The following is a 13,435-nucleotide window of genomic DNA, read 5'->3' as shown; positions in this document are numbered from 1 at the left end:
CCGGTTCTACATCCGGCCCAGCCGTGCCAGTCGCTCCTGGGTCTGCGAACCGTCCTCGGCGGAATTGAGCACCAATTGCTGCTCGGGCGCGCCGGAGTAGCGGAATATCTCCCAGTCGAGAGTCAGTTCACCGACGACCGGGTGATTGAGCACCTTGACGCCGAAGTCCTGGCGCGCCACGTTTCTCGCCGCCCACCACTGTCCGAACTGACGATCGGCGATCGTGAGTTCGCCGACGAGCGCGGACAGGGCCGGATCGGCCGGATTGATGGCCGCCTCGCGGCGCAGGATCGCCACACAGGACCGCGCGACCGCCGTCCAGTCGGCGAACAGCTCCCGCATCCGAGGGTCGGTGAAGATGAGCCGCACATAGTTCAGCTCATGCGGAGCCATCGCATCGAAGTCGGCATACACCTTGGTGGCCAACGGGTTCCAGGCCAAGATATCGGTCCGAGGACCCAGGACGATGGCCGGGGTGTCGGTGAGCTGGTCCAGTAACCGCCGCACCTGCGGGCGTACCCGGCTGCCGCCGGTGCGCAACTGCGCCGCCGGACGGGGCGTGGACCGGTGGGTGGCGTGGTCGGCCAGATTGTCGAGGTACTCGGATTGGTCCGAGTCGAGTTGCAGCGCTCGCACCAGCGCGGCGAGCACCTGCTCGGACGGGACGAGCCGCCCCTGCTCGATCCGGGTGTAGTAGTCGGTGCTGATCGCGGCGAGCTGCGCCACCTCCTCGCGCCGCAGCCCGCTCACCCGGCGGCGCTGGTCGAGGTCGGGTAGGCCGACGTCGGACGGCGACAGCTCGCTGCGGCGGGTTTTGAGGAACGCGCCGAGCTCACGTAGATGGGGTGCCTGATGTACCGGACTGGGCATGAAACCAGGGTAGGTCCGGGGCGCAGATTTATCCTGGGAAAGATCGTTCCCAGGATAAATGTCTCCCTTCCCCGGTTTCCCCGGAACTCCGAGACTAGGTGTCGAGCGATCCGGAATGCGGATCGGAATTCTCGAAACACCACGGAGGCACCATGACCACCAAATCCGATGTTCGGTTCACCAGCAGCGGCTTTCAGCTCGCCGGCCACCTCTACACTCCGGCCGAGGTCGACGGGCGGCTGCCCGCGATCGTCGTCGGACATCCCATGACCGGTGTCAAGGAGCAGACCGCGGCACTGTACGCGCAACGCCTCGCCGATCAGGGTTTCATCACCCTGGCATTCGATGCCGCCTACCAGGGTGAGAGCGAGGGCGAGCCGCGCGGACTGGAGGATCCGTTCCAGCGCGCGGACGACTTCCGGAACGCGGTGACCTACCTGAGCACCCGCGACGACGTGGACCCGGAGCGGATCGGCGTCCTCGGCATCTGCGCCTCGGGCGGCTACGTTCCGTTCGCCGCGCAGACCGACCACCGGATGAAGGCGGTCGCCACCGTCAGCGGCGCGGACGCCACCTGCTTCTTCCGCGTGCCGGACCCCGAGGCGTTCGCGAAGCTGGTCGATCAGGCAGGCGCCGCGCGGACCGCGGAGGCAAAGGGCGAGGAGATCCCCATGGTTCCGGTGCTGCCGGACTCGGTGGACGCGTCGACGCCGAAGGCCGTCGCGGAGTTCTTCGATTACTACAAGACTCCGCGTGCACAGCACCCGCGGTCGATCGGGAAGTTCGCGCTGCGCAGCGTCGACCAGCTCGACCAGTTCGACGCCTATGCCGGTGTCGCGAAGATCGCGCCCAGGCCGCTGTTGATGATCGCGGGAACCGAGGCCGAGACCAAGGGCTTCAGTGAGGGCGCGGTGGCGGCCGGCGGCGAGACCGCCGAGCTGTTCGAGATCGACGGCGCCACCCACGTCGACCTGTACGACGTCGACCAGTACGTCTCGCAGGCGGCGGACAAGCTGACCGAATTCTTCACGAAGAACCTGGCCGGATAGCCGGATCGGCTGCCGGTCGGGTGTGACCGTGCCCCCGCCCCCGACTGGGGGCACGGTCACGTTCGCGCCTATGGCGTCTTCACCAGCACCGGTCCGTCTGCCACGACCGTGCCGGTGTCCACCGACGGCAGTACGGACGGTGTCAGGCTGCCGTCGGGCCGGACGTCGAACGTATGCACCTTCGACGTGACCGTGGTGGTCAGGACGTCAGCCGCGTAGAGATGCCGCTCGTCGTCACTGAGAAGTACCCGGCCGGGACCCGTCCCGGCGGTGCCGGATAGGGCGAGCCGGCAAGCGGAGTCAATGCTCCGTCCGCGCCGATCGAGAACCCCGAGACCCGGCCGCCGGAGACCTCGGGAATGTACAGACGGCGTCCGTCCCCGGTGATCTCTGCGCCGTGCGGCATACCGCCCGTCGAGTACGGGGATCCAGGTGTGGACGTCATCCGGCCGTCGGGCCCGATCGAGTAACCCGACACATTGCTTCCCTGCTCGTTGCTCACGTAGATGAAGCGACCGTCCGGTGTGGTGCCCGGGTTGACCGGGAGCACACCGCCGGGCACCGGCGAACCGAGAGCGGTGAGCGCACCGCCGGGCCCGATGGCAAAGCTCGAAATGGAACCGTCCACGGCGCTGACGAAACGGAGGTAGCGGCCGTTCGGGTCGACCGTCACCATGGGGATCGCACTCGTGCCTGCGACGGCGGTCGACGCGGTCGGTGTCAGTGCACCGGATGCAGCGACCGAATACGAGGAGATGTGCCCCGGTAGTCCTCCCACTGCGACGAACAGCAGACTGCCGTCCGGCGACAGTACCGAGGTGACCGGTACACCGTCGGTCGCGACGTCCGCCCCCGGAATCGGATGCAAGGCTCCCTGGTCGTCGATCCGGTATCCGGTGACCTTCCGTGCGCCCGCCTGCGTGACATACACCGTTCGGCCGTGTGGCGCGACGGCCAACGAGAGCACACCCGCGCCGACCGGGAACGGCGACCCGTCCACCTTTCGCAGCGCGCCATCCGGCTGCATGCTCATCACCGCGACATTTCCGCTCGCGGTGCCACCCACCAGGAGGAACTGCGGAACCGTGGCCGGCGCGGCCGTTGCCCCAGGCACCGCCCACCCCGCACTCAGCAGAACTGTTGCCAGAACGACCGCTGACATCCGGTGTCTTCCGATTGCCGTCATCGACTCCCCTTCCCGCACGCGGCGGTACTCGTGAACTGTCGTGCAGTCGGATCTTTCTGTCAACGAGCGTGTTTCGGAACTCGCTCTCCGACCGCTCGCAATCGTACGAAGGACACGCGCGCGGAACTGTCCAGGAATCTGCACACCTGCGTCCCGTCGCGTCAATCATCCTTTGGATGTATCGGAATACGACCGATGGCAGATTCCCGCACGCCACGTCGGCAATCACACTGGAGCGCAGTATGGCGACCGTCACATCCATCCGACCGCATGATCCGCAACAGGATCCTGCCGATTCAGAAAGCCGCAGATGACACTCGACACGACCAGCACATCCCTCTCACCGGTGGTGCGCAGATGAAGACACGAGGGGCAGTTCTGCTCGAGGTCCCGGGACGGTACGAGATCGTCGATCTGGACCTCGACGAGCTGCGACAGAACGAGATTCGTGTCCGGATGGTCGCCGCCGGCCTCTGCCATTCGGACGACCACTTCGCCACTGGCGACCAGATGCCCGGGATCCTTCCCATCGCCGGCGGTCACGAGGGTGCGGGCATCGTGGAGGCCGTCGGCCCCCACACTCCCGGCTACGAGGTCGGCGACCACGTCGTCTTCTCCTTCCTGCCGGTATGTGGCCGATGCAAGTGGTGTGCCCGGGGGCTGCAGAATCTCTGCGATCTGGGTGCCCTCCTGACCACGGGCTGCCGTTTCGACGATCCCGGTTCGTACCGGCTCTCTCGGGACGGCAAACCAGTGGGTCAGCTCGCCGGACTCGGCACGTTCTGCGAACGCATCATCGTTTCGACCGCGTCGGCGGTGAAGATCGACAAGGCAGTCCCCCTCGAGGTGGCGTGCCTCACCGGGTGCGGCGTCGGAACGGGCTGGGGTGCCGCGGTCAACTCGGCCGACGTGCGCGTCGGCGACGTCGTCATCGTGGTCGGGATCGGCGGCATCGGAGTCAACGCCGTCCAGGGTGCGGCCCACGCCGGTGCCAGTGCGGTCATCGCGGTTGATCCTGTTGCGTTCAAACGAGACACCGCACTGAAATTCGGTGCCACGCATGCTGTCGCGACGATCGAGGAAGCGAACGCGATCACAGCCCCGCTGACCAACGGCCAGGGCGCCGACTCGGCGATCGTCACCGTGGGAGTGATCACCGGAAAGATCGTCGGCGAGGCACTCGCTGCGGTCCGCAAGGGCGGGACGTGTGTTCCCGTCGGAATCGGCGACACCTTCTGCAAGGACGGGGATATCAATCTGCACGACCTCACCTTGAGCCAGAAGCGCCTGCAAGGTTCGCTCTTCGGCGCGAGTCGACCGACGTCCGACATTCCCGCGCAACTCGAACTCTATCGCCAGGGAAATCTGCTGCTCGACGAACTCGTGACGAACCGCTACACGCTCGACGAGATCAATCAGGGATACGAAGACATGAAGGCGGGCAGAAACATTCGGGGGATAGTCGTCTTCGATCACGAATGACCGCCTCACGACACTCGACAGCACGCCGATTCCAGGAGTCCTCATGACACGCGACCACGACCACCACTTCATCAACGGCCGACGGGAGCGCGCCCACTCGCCGCACCGCATCCCGGTGATCAATCCGGCCACCGAGGAGCAGTTCGCGTCCATCGCCGACGGCGACGCGTCCGACGTCGACGCCGCGGTGACCGCGGCCACGGAAGCCGGCGAGAAGTGGGCAGCGCGCACGCCGGCCGATCGCGCAGGCTACCTGCGAAGTCTGGCCGATGCCTTCGAAGCGCGCAGCGACGAGATGTCGGCTCTGGTCACGCGTCAGAACGGAACGCCGATCAGCATCTCCCGCGCCATGCAGAGCCAGGTTCCGGTCGCCTACCGGTACTTCGCGTCGTTGGCCGACGATCTCGAAACCGAGACACTGGTCGAGACCGCGAGTGGCGACGCGGTGCTGCGCCGCGACCCCGTCGGCGTGGTGGGCGCCATCACGCCATGGAACGGGCCGCAACCGTTGATCGCCTGGAAATTGGGTCCGGCGTTGGCCGCCGGCTGTACCGCGGTGATCAAGCCCGCACCGGAGACCTCCCTGGATGCCCTCGTCTTCGCCGAGATCCTCGATGCCGCCGGCATTCCGGAGGGCGTGGTCAACATCGTCACCGGTGGCCGCGAAACCGGTGCTGCCCTCGTTTCCCACCCGGGCGTGCACAAGGTGGCATTCACCGGTTCGACAGTCGCGGGCAAGGCGATCGCGGCCGAATGCGGCAAGCAACTCAAGCACGTCACGCTCGAACTCGGCGGCAAGTCGGCGGGAATCCTGCTCGACGACGTCGACCTGGACGCGTTCAGACCACTCACGATGTCCGCGTGCGCGCCGAACACCGGCCAGACGTGCCGAGCGTTGACCAGAGTGCTGGCGCCTTCGTCTCGGTACGACGAGATCGTCGAGATGCTCAGCGCCACATTGAGCGCCATTCCGCAGGGTGATCCGACGGATCCGGCCAACTTCTTCGGACCACTCGTGAACGCGACGCAACGCGACCGAGTCGAGTCGTACATCGAACTCGGCCGCAGCGAAGGCGCCGAGGTCGTCATCGGCGGTGGGCGCCCCGCGAAGCTCGATCGCGGTTACTACGTGGAGCCGACGATCTTCCGTAATGTCACGAACGACATGCGCGTTGCTCGTGAGGAGATCTTCGGGCCGGTGCTCGTCGTGATGCCGTACGACACGATCGACGAGGCGATCGCCATCGCAAACGACTCCGACTACGGATTGGGCGGCGGCGTGTTCTCACCCGATCGAGATCGGGCAACCGAGGTTGCACGCCGGATCGTGACCGGCAGCGTCGGGGTGAACACGTCGACTCTCCCGATCGAGACGCCGTTCGGAGGTCTGAAGAACAGCGGTATCGGACGCGAACTGGGTCCCCAGAGCCTGGACGCCTATCTGGAATACAAGACCATCTTCCGCAGCAGGTGACGCGGAGACGGTGATCGAACCGGTTCCCGGGGCCGGTTCGTTCCGGGACCCGACATCATCTCCTCAGCCAATAGGCCACGGCTTCAGCACGATTCGACGCATTGAGCTTACGCAGGATGTGGGTGATGTGGGTCTTGACGGTCCCCTCGGAGATCGACAGTTTTCGGGCAATCGATCGATTGGCGTCACCTGCCGCCATGAGCTCGATGACGTCCACCTCACGGCTCGACAGCACGGGGTGGCGTGGGTCGCTCATCGTGATCTGCGGCGGTGCAGCGATCTTCACGTCACTCACCAACCGGGTCATCCCTTCGCTGAGCGAGGCCAGTCCCTCCAGAACCGAGACTCGCGCCAACGTGTGACTCAACCCCTCTGCATAGAGGTTGAGCACCGCACGGTCGGTGGCGTCGACGTCGCGAGCCGGATAGTGGCTGTCGGCGTGAACGAGACCGATGACCTTGCCGTGCGAACGTAACGGAGCCACGATGTACGACGTGCACCCGGACATCGAGACCAGTTGCCGATTCACCCGAGGATTGTTCTGAACGTCGAACACCAGCCCGGAGCGGGCTCGATCGACCACGTCCGACTCGATGATGGAGCCGTCGAGTTTCGGTGGATCCTGGCGGCCGGCCGCAACCATGTCCCGGGCCAGTCGGGGGTCCCGCTCGATGAACATCGAATGCAGGTTCCACGTCGCATCACCGATGGTGGAGACGAGCGCGCGATCGAACCCGATGGTGCACGCCTCGGCCGCGGCTCGAGACAGAAGCTCGTTCGCGGTCGACACGACCTGTAAGCGGCCGAGTGCCCGGCGTATCCGCCGCATGGTCTCGACACCGTCTGCGACGCGGGCGTCCTCGACCCGCGACTCCAGGTCGCGGATACGGCCGAGGAGCCCGGTCAGCTCGGCGAGACGAGGCGGCGTGGGGCCCGCCCCGGGCCGGTTCATCTCAGCTGTCACGCAATCCCACACATGCGCCAGGAGCCGCTTCGCGGACGACACGTGCGCGCACTCGGCGACGGAGATGCCGCAGTCCAGGGCGTCGCCGGCAGCGATTCCCATTTCGCGAATCTGCGCGGTGACGTCTGCGTCGAGCTCCACGTCACTGCGTCGTGTATCAGGGGAAGTCATACTCATCGGCACCACTCCAAGACGGGGCCTACATCATATACAAATATGATGCGTGACACACCCCGGGTTTGCCGAATGCCCGGCGCGCAGTCCGCGCGCCCGGCACTCGTTCGCCGATCAGGCTATTGCTCTCCGGGGTACGGCGATTTCAGGGCTGGATACCCATCTCCGGGCCGATGTACTCCCGGACTCGAACGGCCTTACCGTCACGCGCCTCGACGATTTGCACGAGGTGCAACTTGACCTCCTGGCCGCCCATCTCCAGCTCGACGGACGCCTCGTTGAAGAAGCCCTTTTCGGTGAACGTGATGCCCTCGGGGCGGAAGTCCGGCACGGGCCCGTCGCCGGCGCGTTCGTACACGGCGGCGACGGCCTCGGACACCGAGACCCACTTGTCGTCGGCGCTGTGCCACACGGGGCAGTTCTCGACGCAGATCTCGAGGAACAGGTCGATGTTCGCCAAGGCCTTGACCCAGTTCTCCGAGAGTTCGATGGTTGCCTGGTCTGGGGTGCTGCTCATGTGTGGTCGGACCTTCCTGTCGGTTTCGCTGCAGGTGATCTGCGTCACCCATGCTGCCCGCGCGTGAACCGATCGAGTGTCCAGATATCTGGACACTGCCCCGAAGCCGGGATCGTCCATAAGTCGTAGTGGGAATCCGACCGCAGGCAGATGTAGGCGCACTACGCCATTCGCCACACTGGCTCGACCGATATGACACAGATCACCGACTCGATCTGTTCACCTCCGCCTCGTTGCGGTCGACACCCATATCCGAATCGACACAGGAGTCCCATGACTACGGCAACAGTGGCGGCCGAGCCGAGCCGGGTAACGCTCCGCGGCCGCCTGGGCGGCTTCGACCAGGCGTATCTGGTCCTCGGCATCACCGTGCTACTCGCACTGGTCGGCGGCGCGACAACGACGAACTTCCTGACTACCGGAAACCTCACCAGCATCCTGAGTCTGTCCGCAGCGTTCGGCATCCTCGCCGTCGGCGAGGCGATCGTGATCCTGGGCAAGGGTTTGGACCTGTCCGTAGCGGGGATCGGTCTCGGCTGCGCGCAGGCCACGTTGGCACTGATGAGCACGGGCATGCCCGAGTGGCAGGCCATCGGGCTGATGGTCGGCCTTGCTGTGGTCATCGGCCTCGTCAACGGCGTGATCATCGCCTTCCTCAACGTGCCCGCACTGTTCGTGACGCTCGCGACCGGCATGCTGGTGATCAGCGGTATCGACATTCTCGTCCTCACCCAGAACGTCTACAGCGTTCCCGGATCGTCGCTACTCGCGGCGATCGGCGGCGGTTCGGCGCTCGGGGTCCCGCGTCCCGTGATCATCGCGGGATCGGCCTTCCTGGTCGCCTGGCTGTTCATTTCGTACACGTCCCCGGGACGCCTGATCCGCGCCATGGGGGACAACTTCGACACCGCCCGAGCGTCGGGCGCCCCGGTCCGGCCGCTGCAGATCCTCACCTACGTGATCTCGGCACTGCTCGCCGCTGTGGCCGGCTACGTCACGGTGTCCATTCAGGGAAGCGTGCAGACAACCATCACATCCTTCGATCCGATCCTGTTCACCGCCCTCACGGTGGTGGTGATCGGCGGCGTGTCGCTGTCCGGCGGCCGGGGAACCATCCTCGGTGTCCTCGCCGGTGCGATCTTCGTCGGAATCCTCAACAACCTGTTGGTACTTCACGGGCTGAGCACCGCCGTCCAGGACCTCATCCGGGGAGCAGTACTCATCTCGGCGATCGCGTTCGACGCATGGCTGCACCCGCGGAACGAGGAGACCGAGAAATCCGGCGAACTATGACACCCCATCGGAAAACCATCACTCACACAGGCTCTTCCGGCCACCAGAAGGAATCGAGAACCATGAAGACGATGAAGAAGATCGCCGCGTGCATCATGGCGGTGGCGGCCACCGTCGCCGTCGCGGGCTGCACGGTCAACAGCGGTACTGCCGCCACTCAGTCCGAGGGAGGAGAAAAGGCGTTCGGTACCAACGTCGAACTGCTCCCGGCGCGACAGACGGCACTCGACGCGATGCAGGGCAAGAAGATCGCCTTCGTGCCGATTCTCTACAAGGGTTACCAGTTGACCGAGAACTGGGGCACGACGATGCAGCGGACGTTCGACAACCTGGGAGCGGAGTTCACGGTCTACGACTCGAACTTCAGTAGCGACCGAATGCTCAGCACCATCAACGATCTGATCGCCCGTAAGGCGGCCGACGTGCTGATCCTCCAGAACCAGGATCAGGGCCTACTCGACAGCGTCATCGACCAGGCGGCGAAGGCGGGCATCTACACGGTGGTGCTCAACATGATGTCCAACCGGCTCGGAGACGCCTTCGTCGGAGTCGACGTCTACGGTGCTGCGAAGTCGATCGCGGGCCGTGCCGTCGAGGACTGCGAAAAGCGCAACGCCCCCAAGACCATCTCGATCATCGATGGTCCCGGCAACGACCCGGCATCGATCCTCTGGAATCAGGGCATCAAGGACGTGGTGGAGCCGCTGGGCTACAAGGTTCTCGTCAATCACTCGCAGTTCCAGAACGCGCAGGCGCAGGCGGCCGCCGAATCGGTGATCCAGCAGCAGGGCGAGCTGTGCGGCTTCATGGTGACGTTCGACCTCAACTCGATCACTGTCGGGCAGACGGTCAAGGCCGCGGAGTCGCGGGGACAGGTGCAGCCCGGATCGATCGGCGTCTACACCCTCGATGCGGACAGCAACTGGTGCGACGCACTGAGGCAGGGACTGGTGACCGCGTCGGCGGCCTACGACGTCCAGGGCATCGGTGCCGCGGGCGCCGCGGCGGCCCAGAACCTGATCTTCGACGGAGCACAGCCAGGTGCCGCCAACTCGGTCGCCTACGTCTCGAGCACAGTGGTCGACAGAACCAACGTCGACCAGACCACGATCGCCTGCTACACGAGCCAGTAGGGACCGATATCTGATGACAACGTCGACTACATTGCGCCGCAGCGGCTTCGGTCCGCTTCGTCGCGGCATCGATGCCTTCCCCCTGACCGGGGGCCGGCCGTCCGACCGCATCGCGCGGTTCCGCACGATCTCCGACCTGTTCGAGAAGCGGTGGATGGAGGGCGCCGTCCCACTCGTGCTGGCACTCGCGCTGTGCGCGTATGTCCTGGCGACGACGAACGTCGGCGCGGCCAACGCGCCGCTCATCCTCAACGAGGTGTCCGAGTACGGCCTGCTCGCACTCGGCCTGACGGTCGTCCTCGTCGGCGGCGGCATCGACCTGTCGATCGGATCGATGGTGGGCGTCTGCGCGCTCGGCGCCATGGTTGCCGACCGGGTCTGGATGTGGCCGACCGCGGTCGTCGTCCCGGCGGTGATCGTGCTCGGGGCGTTACTCGGGTCGGTCAACGGGTACCTCATCGCCTGTCGGCGGATGCGTCCGTTCATCACCACCCTCGTCACACTCATCGCCTTCGGCGGGGCGGCATCCGCACTGCAGAACGCCTACAGCACCAAGATCGGCATCGGCAAGCAGTCTCTCGTGTGGGACTTCTTCAGCAACGGCACGATCATCGGGATACCCACCGAGTGGTTCCTCTTCGCGGTTGCGCTGATCGTCGCGCACCTGGCACTGACGCGCTCACGTTGGGGCTGGTGGGTGACGGCGACCGGATCCGACCGGCGCTCGGCGCGTCGTAACGGCATTCCGGTTACCGCCGTGACCTTCTGGACGTATGTCCTGTCCGGCGCGTTGGCCGGCACCGCTGCGATCCTGACGTCGGCACGGCTCAGTCGTACCGATCCCAACATCGGAAGGGGTTGGGAGATCATCGTGCTGACCGCGGTCGTCCTCGGTGGGGTGAGTCTGAAGGGCGGGCGTGGTTCGGTACTCCGCGCGACGGTCGGCGTCGTCGTGGTTGCCATCATCCAGCAGGCCACTGTCGCCGACGGCGCCCAGGGGTCCTACTACACGGTCATTCTCGCGGCCGTGCTGCTGGTGTTCACGATCCTCGATCTGCAGTGGGGGAAGTACCGGCAGCGGGCGGTCGAGAAGCTGAAGATCGACCCGGCCCGCCTGTCCCTCGGCCCGCTCGTCGACGTCACCGAACCGGGCACCGTCTGGTCGCTGAACCGGCGGCTCACCGATGCGCCGCCGGTCGGTCTCGGCAAGATCCGGGGAGCGGAGGACTGCGCGGTCGACTCGGACGGCAACGTGTACTGCGGTGACCAGCGCGGCTGGGTGTGGCGGTTCCGCGGCATCGACGACACCGAGGGCGAGATCTTCTCCCGCACCGGCGGATTCCCGTGCGGGCACGTCTGGGATGCGGAAGGGCGCCTCGTCGTCGCTGTGGGCGGCATGGGTATCTACCGCATCGGGAAAGACGGCGAACCGGAGCTCGTCGCCAACAAGGTCACGCGCAGCCCCCTGTCGCTGATCGATGATTCGGGCCTGCGCGCCATCGACGATCTCGACGTCGCTCCGGACGGCTCGATCTACGCGTCCGACTTCTCCACGCGGACCAACACGGCCGACTTCCTGCTCGAGCTCGTCGAGTTCCGGCCGAACGGCCGGGTCATCCGCGTCACTCCCGACGGCAAGACCGAGGTGGTCGTATCCAACTACGTCTTCCCCAACGGCATCTGCACCGCCCACGACGGCGAATCGATCCTCGTCGCGAGTACCGGCCTGTGTCGCGTCGATCGGCTCTGGATCTCCGGACCGAAGACGGGGCAGCTCGAACCGGTACTGGAGAACCTGCCCGGCTACCCGGACAACATCAACCGGTCGTCGGACGGCAACTACTGGATGCCGTTGTGCGCCATGCGCACCCAGATGTCCGATCTTCTCGGGAAGTATCCCGCGGTCCGCCGACGGATGACCCGCGAGGTGTCCGTGGACAACTGGGTGGTTCCGCAGCTCAACGTCTCGTGCGTGATCAAGTTCAGTGACCGCGGCGAGATCCTGTCGGTGCTCTGGGACGAGTCGATGGAGAACTATCCGATGGTCACCGCGGCGAAGGAACGCGACGGTGCGCTCTACCTGTGCGGCGTCAGCAACAACCGTATCGGCCGGCTGGAACTCGACCCGAGTGAAGTCGGCACCATCGATCCCTCGGCGGTGCCGGGGACCGCTCGCACGCGTACTCCCGAGGAGGTCACCCGATGAGTTCGACCCTGAGCACCCTCAGAGAATGGATCAACCCGAATCGGGGCAGGCACCGCACCGTGCCGCCGATGGACACCGGGCTGCGCCCCAATCTCCGGCTGGACGAGGCAACGGAACTCTTGCCTCCCGGGCGGTACGGGCCCGACGACGTGGTGATCACCCGTTCCGGCGCTGCGGCTTTCAGCAGTGGCAACGTCGTGTTCGACTGCCACGACGGTGAGGTCGGCCTCCGCGCGGAGTTCTCCGGCAGGGTTGCGGCCCTCGCGGCCGTCGGCGACGAGGTCGTCGCCGCGGTCGAGGGTCGCGGGCTCTGTGCGATCTCACCGTCCGGTGCAGTCGCGGAGATCTGCACGGACCGGTCGGTCACCTCGTGCGTGACCGCGCTGACGGGGACTCCCGACGGCGCCCTGCTGGTTGCCGTCGGCTCGACGGCCGGGCAGTCCGCGGAGTGGGCACGTGCCCTGGTCACGGGCGATCGGTCCGGACAGATCGTGCAGGTGGACGGGGACCGGGCGCGGGTAGTCGCCGAAGGCCTGGCATGGCCGTCGGGGATCGGCATGGCCTCCGACCGCGACGTGCTCGTGTCCATCAGTCTGGAGCACCGCGTCGAAGTGCGCGAACTCGCGGCGCTCGGCGACCGGGGGCGCGCCGTGACGGCGAACCTCCCGATCTACCCCGGTCGGGTGAGCGTCGCCGACGACGGCTACTGGTTCGCCGCGCCGTATGTACGCAACCGGGTCACCGAGATGCTGCTCGACGAACCCGAGGTGCTCGCCGAGATGATCGGCACGATCAGCCGCGACGAATGGTTCGTCCCGCGCCTGCACAGTGAGGATCCCTTCACTGAGACGATGCAGATGGGACAGCTGCGGGTGCTCGGGGTCGTGAAGAGCTGGGCGCCTGCCCGCTCCTGCGGGCTGGTGTTTCGCATGAACCGCACGGGTCGGGTCGTCGAGAGCGCTCATGCCCGCGTCGACAGCAGCCGTCACGGCGTCACCGGTGTCGCCGTCCGGAACGGACAAGTGATCGCCGCGGCGCGCGGGCACGGAAATCTGCTGAAACTACAAGCCCACAACAGATGAGGATG

The 13,435-nt window shown here is 66.0% G+C and carries 11 protein-coding genes; 7 read left to right on the top strand and 4 right to left on the bottom strand.

Annotated features, from left to right (window positions below; all coding sequences use genetic code 11):
* Window positions 1-6: 6 nt before the first annotated feature.
* Window positions 7-870: a helix-turn-helix domain-containing protein gene (locus JVH1_RS21695; protein WP_009475356.1), complete on the bottom strand. Its 864-nt coding sequence runs from the start codon at window positions 868-870 to the stop codon at window positions 7-9.
* Window positions 871-1,022: 152 nt separating this feature from the next.
* Between JVH1_RS21695 and JVH1_RS21690 the strand changes: the two genes are divergently transcribed.
* Window positions 1,023-1,919: an alpha/beta hydrolase gene (locus JVH1_RS21690; RefSeq protein ID WP_043779231.1), complete on the top strand. Its 897-nt coding sequence runs from the start codon at window positions 1,023-1,025 to the stop codon at window positions 1,917-1,919.
* Window positions 1,920-2,118: 199 nt separating this feature from the next.
* On the opposite strand, the gene JVH1_RS21685 is transcribed toward JVH1_RS21690, so the two are convergent.
* Window positions 2,119-3,081: a beta-propeller fold lactonase family protein gene (locus JVH1_RS21685; RefSeq protein ID WP_043779214.1), complete on the bottom strand. Its 963-nt coding sequence runs from the start codon at window positions 3,079-3,081 to the stop codon at window positions 2,119-2,121.
* A 381-nt stretch (window positions 3,082-3,462) separates the two neighbouring features.
* Here JVH1_RS21685 and JVH1_RS21680 point away from each other — a divergent pair, with 381 nt between their 5' ends.
* Window positions 3,463-4,587: an NDMA-dependent alcohol dehydrogenase gene (locus tag JVH1_RS21680; RefSeq protein WP_043779233.1), complete on the top strand. Its 1,125-nt coding sequence runs from the start codon at window positions 3,463-3,465 to the stop codon at window positions 4,585-4,587.
* A 43-nt stretch (window positions 4,588-4,630) separates the two neighbouring features.
* Window positions 4,631-6,061, top strand: coding sequence for an aldehyde dehydrogenase (locus JVH1_RS21675; protein WP_009475361.1), 1,431 nt, complete (start codon window positions 4,631-4,633; stop codon window positions 6,059-6,061).
* A 55-nt stretch (window positions 6,062-6,116) separates the two neighbouring features.
* Here the strand turns inward: JVH1_RS21675 and JVH1_RS21670 are convergent, their stop codons facing one another.
* Both JVH1_RS21670 and JVH1_RS21665 read right to left on the bottom strand, forming a co-directional pair.
* Window positions 6,117-7,196, bottom strand: a complete 1,080-nt coding sequence (locus tag JVH1_RS21670) for a LuxR C-terminal-related transcriptional regulator (RefSeq protein ID WP_043779216.1) — start codon at window positions 7,194-7,196, stop codon at window positions 6,117-6,119.
* Window positions 7,197-7,344: 148 nt separating this feature from the next.
* Window positions 7,345-7,716, bottom strand: a complete 372-nt coding sequence (locus JVH1_RS21665) for a nuclear transport factor 2 family protein (protein WP_043779239.1) — start codon at window positions 7,714-7,716, stop codon at window positions 7,345-7,347.
* Window positions 7,717-7,989: 273 nt separating this feature from the next.
* Here JVH1_RS21665 and JVH1_RS21660 point away from each other — a divergent pair, with 273 nt between their 5' ends.
* From JVH1_RS21660 to JVH1_RS21645, 4 genes are all read left to right on the top strand, one after another.
* Window positions 7,990-9,009, top strand: a complete 1,020-nt coding sequence (locus JVH1_RS21660) for an ABC transporter permease (RefSeq protein WP_009475364.1) — start codon at window positions 7,990-7,992, stop codon at window positions 9,007-9,009.
* 62 nt (window positions 9,010-9,071) lie between these two features.
* Entirely contained in the window at window positions 9,072-10,142 is a 1,071-nt protein-coding gene (locus JVH1_RS21655) for a substrate-binding domain-containing protein (protein ID WP_009475365.1), read from the top strand.
* 13 nt (window positions 10,143-10,155) lie between these two features.
* A complete protein-coding gene (locus tag JVH1_RS21650; RefSeq protein WP_009475366.1) occupies window positions 10,156-12,348 on the top strand; it encodes an SMP-30/gluconolactonase/LRE family protein in 2,193 nt (730 codons plus the stop codon).
* A complete protein-coding gene (locus tag JVH1_RS21645; protein ID WP_009475367.1) occupies window positions 12,345-13,430 on the top strand; it encodes a hypothetical protein in 1,086 nt (361 codons plus the stop codon). The genes JVH1_RS21650 and JVH1_RS21645 overlap by 4 nt, the downstream gene beginning before the upstream one ends.
* Window positions 13,431-13,435 lie beyond the last annotated feature (5 nt).

Source organism: Rhodococcus sp. JVH1 (assembly GCF_000280725.2).
Taxonomy (GTDB): domain Bacteria; phylum Actinomycetota; class Actinomycetes; order Mycobacteriales; family Mycobacteriaceae; genus Rhodococcus_F; species Rhodococcus_F jostii_A.
Note: the sequence above shows the minus strand (reverse complement) of the source record. Positions and strands in the feature narration are given on the sequence as shown.

Coding starts and splice junctions, on each gene's coding strand:
- JVH1_RS21685 (WP_043779214.1), bottom strand. CDS start 3,081: ATGTCAGCGGTCGTTCTGGCAACAGTTCTGCTGAGTGCGGGGTGGGCG.
- JVH1_RS21675 (WP_009475361.1), top strand. CDS start 4,631: ATGACACGCGACCACGACCACCACTTCATCAACGGCCGACGGGAGCGC.
- JVH1_RS21680 (WP_043779233.1), top strand. CDS start 3,463: ATGAAGACACGAGGGGCAGTTCTGCTCGAGGTCCCGGGACGGTACGAG.
- JVH1_RS21690 (WP_043779231.1), top strand. CDS start 1,023: ATGACCACCAAATCCGATGTTCGGTTCACCAGCAGCGGCTTTCAGCTC.
- JVH1_RS21695 (WP_009475356.1), bottom strand. CDS start 870: ATGCCCAGTCCGGTACATCAGGCACCCCATCTACGTGAGCTCGGCGCG.
- JVH1_RS21660 (WP_009475364.1), top strand. CDS start 7,990: ATGACTACGGCAACAGTGGCGGCCGAGCCGAGCCGGGTAACGCTCCGC.
- JVH1_RS21650 (WP_009475366.1), top strand. CDS start 10,156: ATGACAACGTCGACTACATTGCGCCGCAGCGGCTTCGGTCCGCTTCGT.
- JVH1_RS21645 (WP_009475367.1), top strand. CDS start 12,345: ATGAGTTCGACCCTGAGCACCCTCAGAGAATGGATCAACCCGAATCGG.
- JVH1_RS21665 (WP_043779239.1), bottom strand. CDS start 7,716: ATGAGCAGCACCCCAGACCAGGCAACCATCGAACTCTCGGAGAACTGG.
- JVH1_RS21655 (WP_009475365.1), top strand. CDS start 9,072: ATGAAGACGATGAAGAAGATCGCCGCGTGCATCATGGCGGTGGCGGCC.
- JVH1_RS21670 (WP_043779216.1), bottom strand. CDS start 7,196: ATGACTTCCCCTGATACACGACGCAGTGACGTGGAGCTCGACGCAGAC.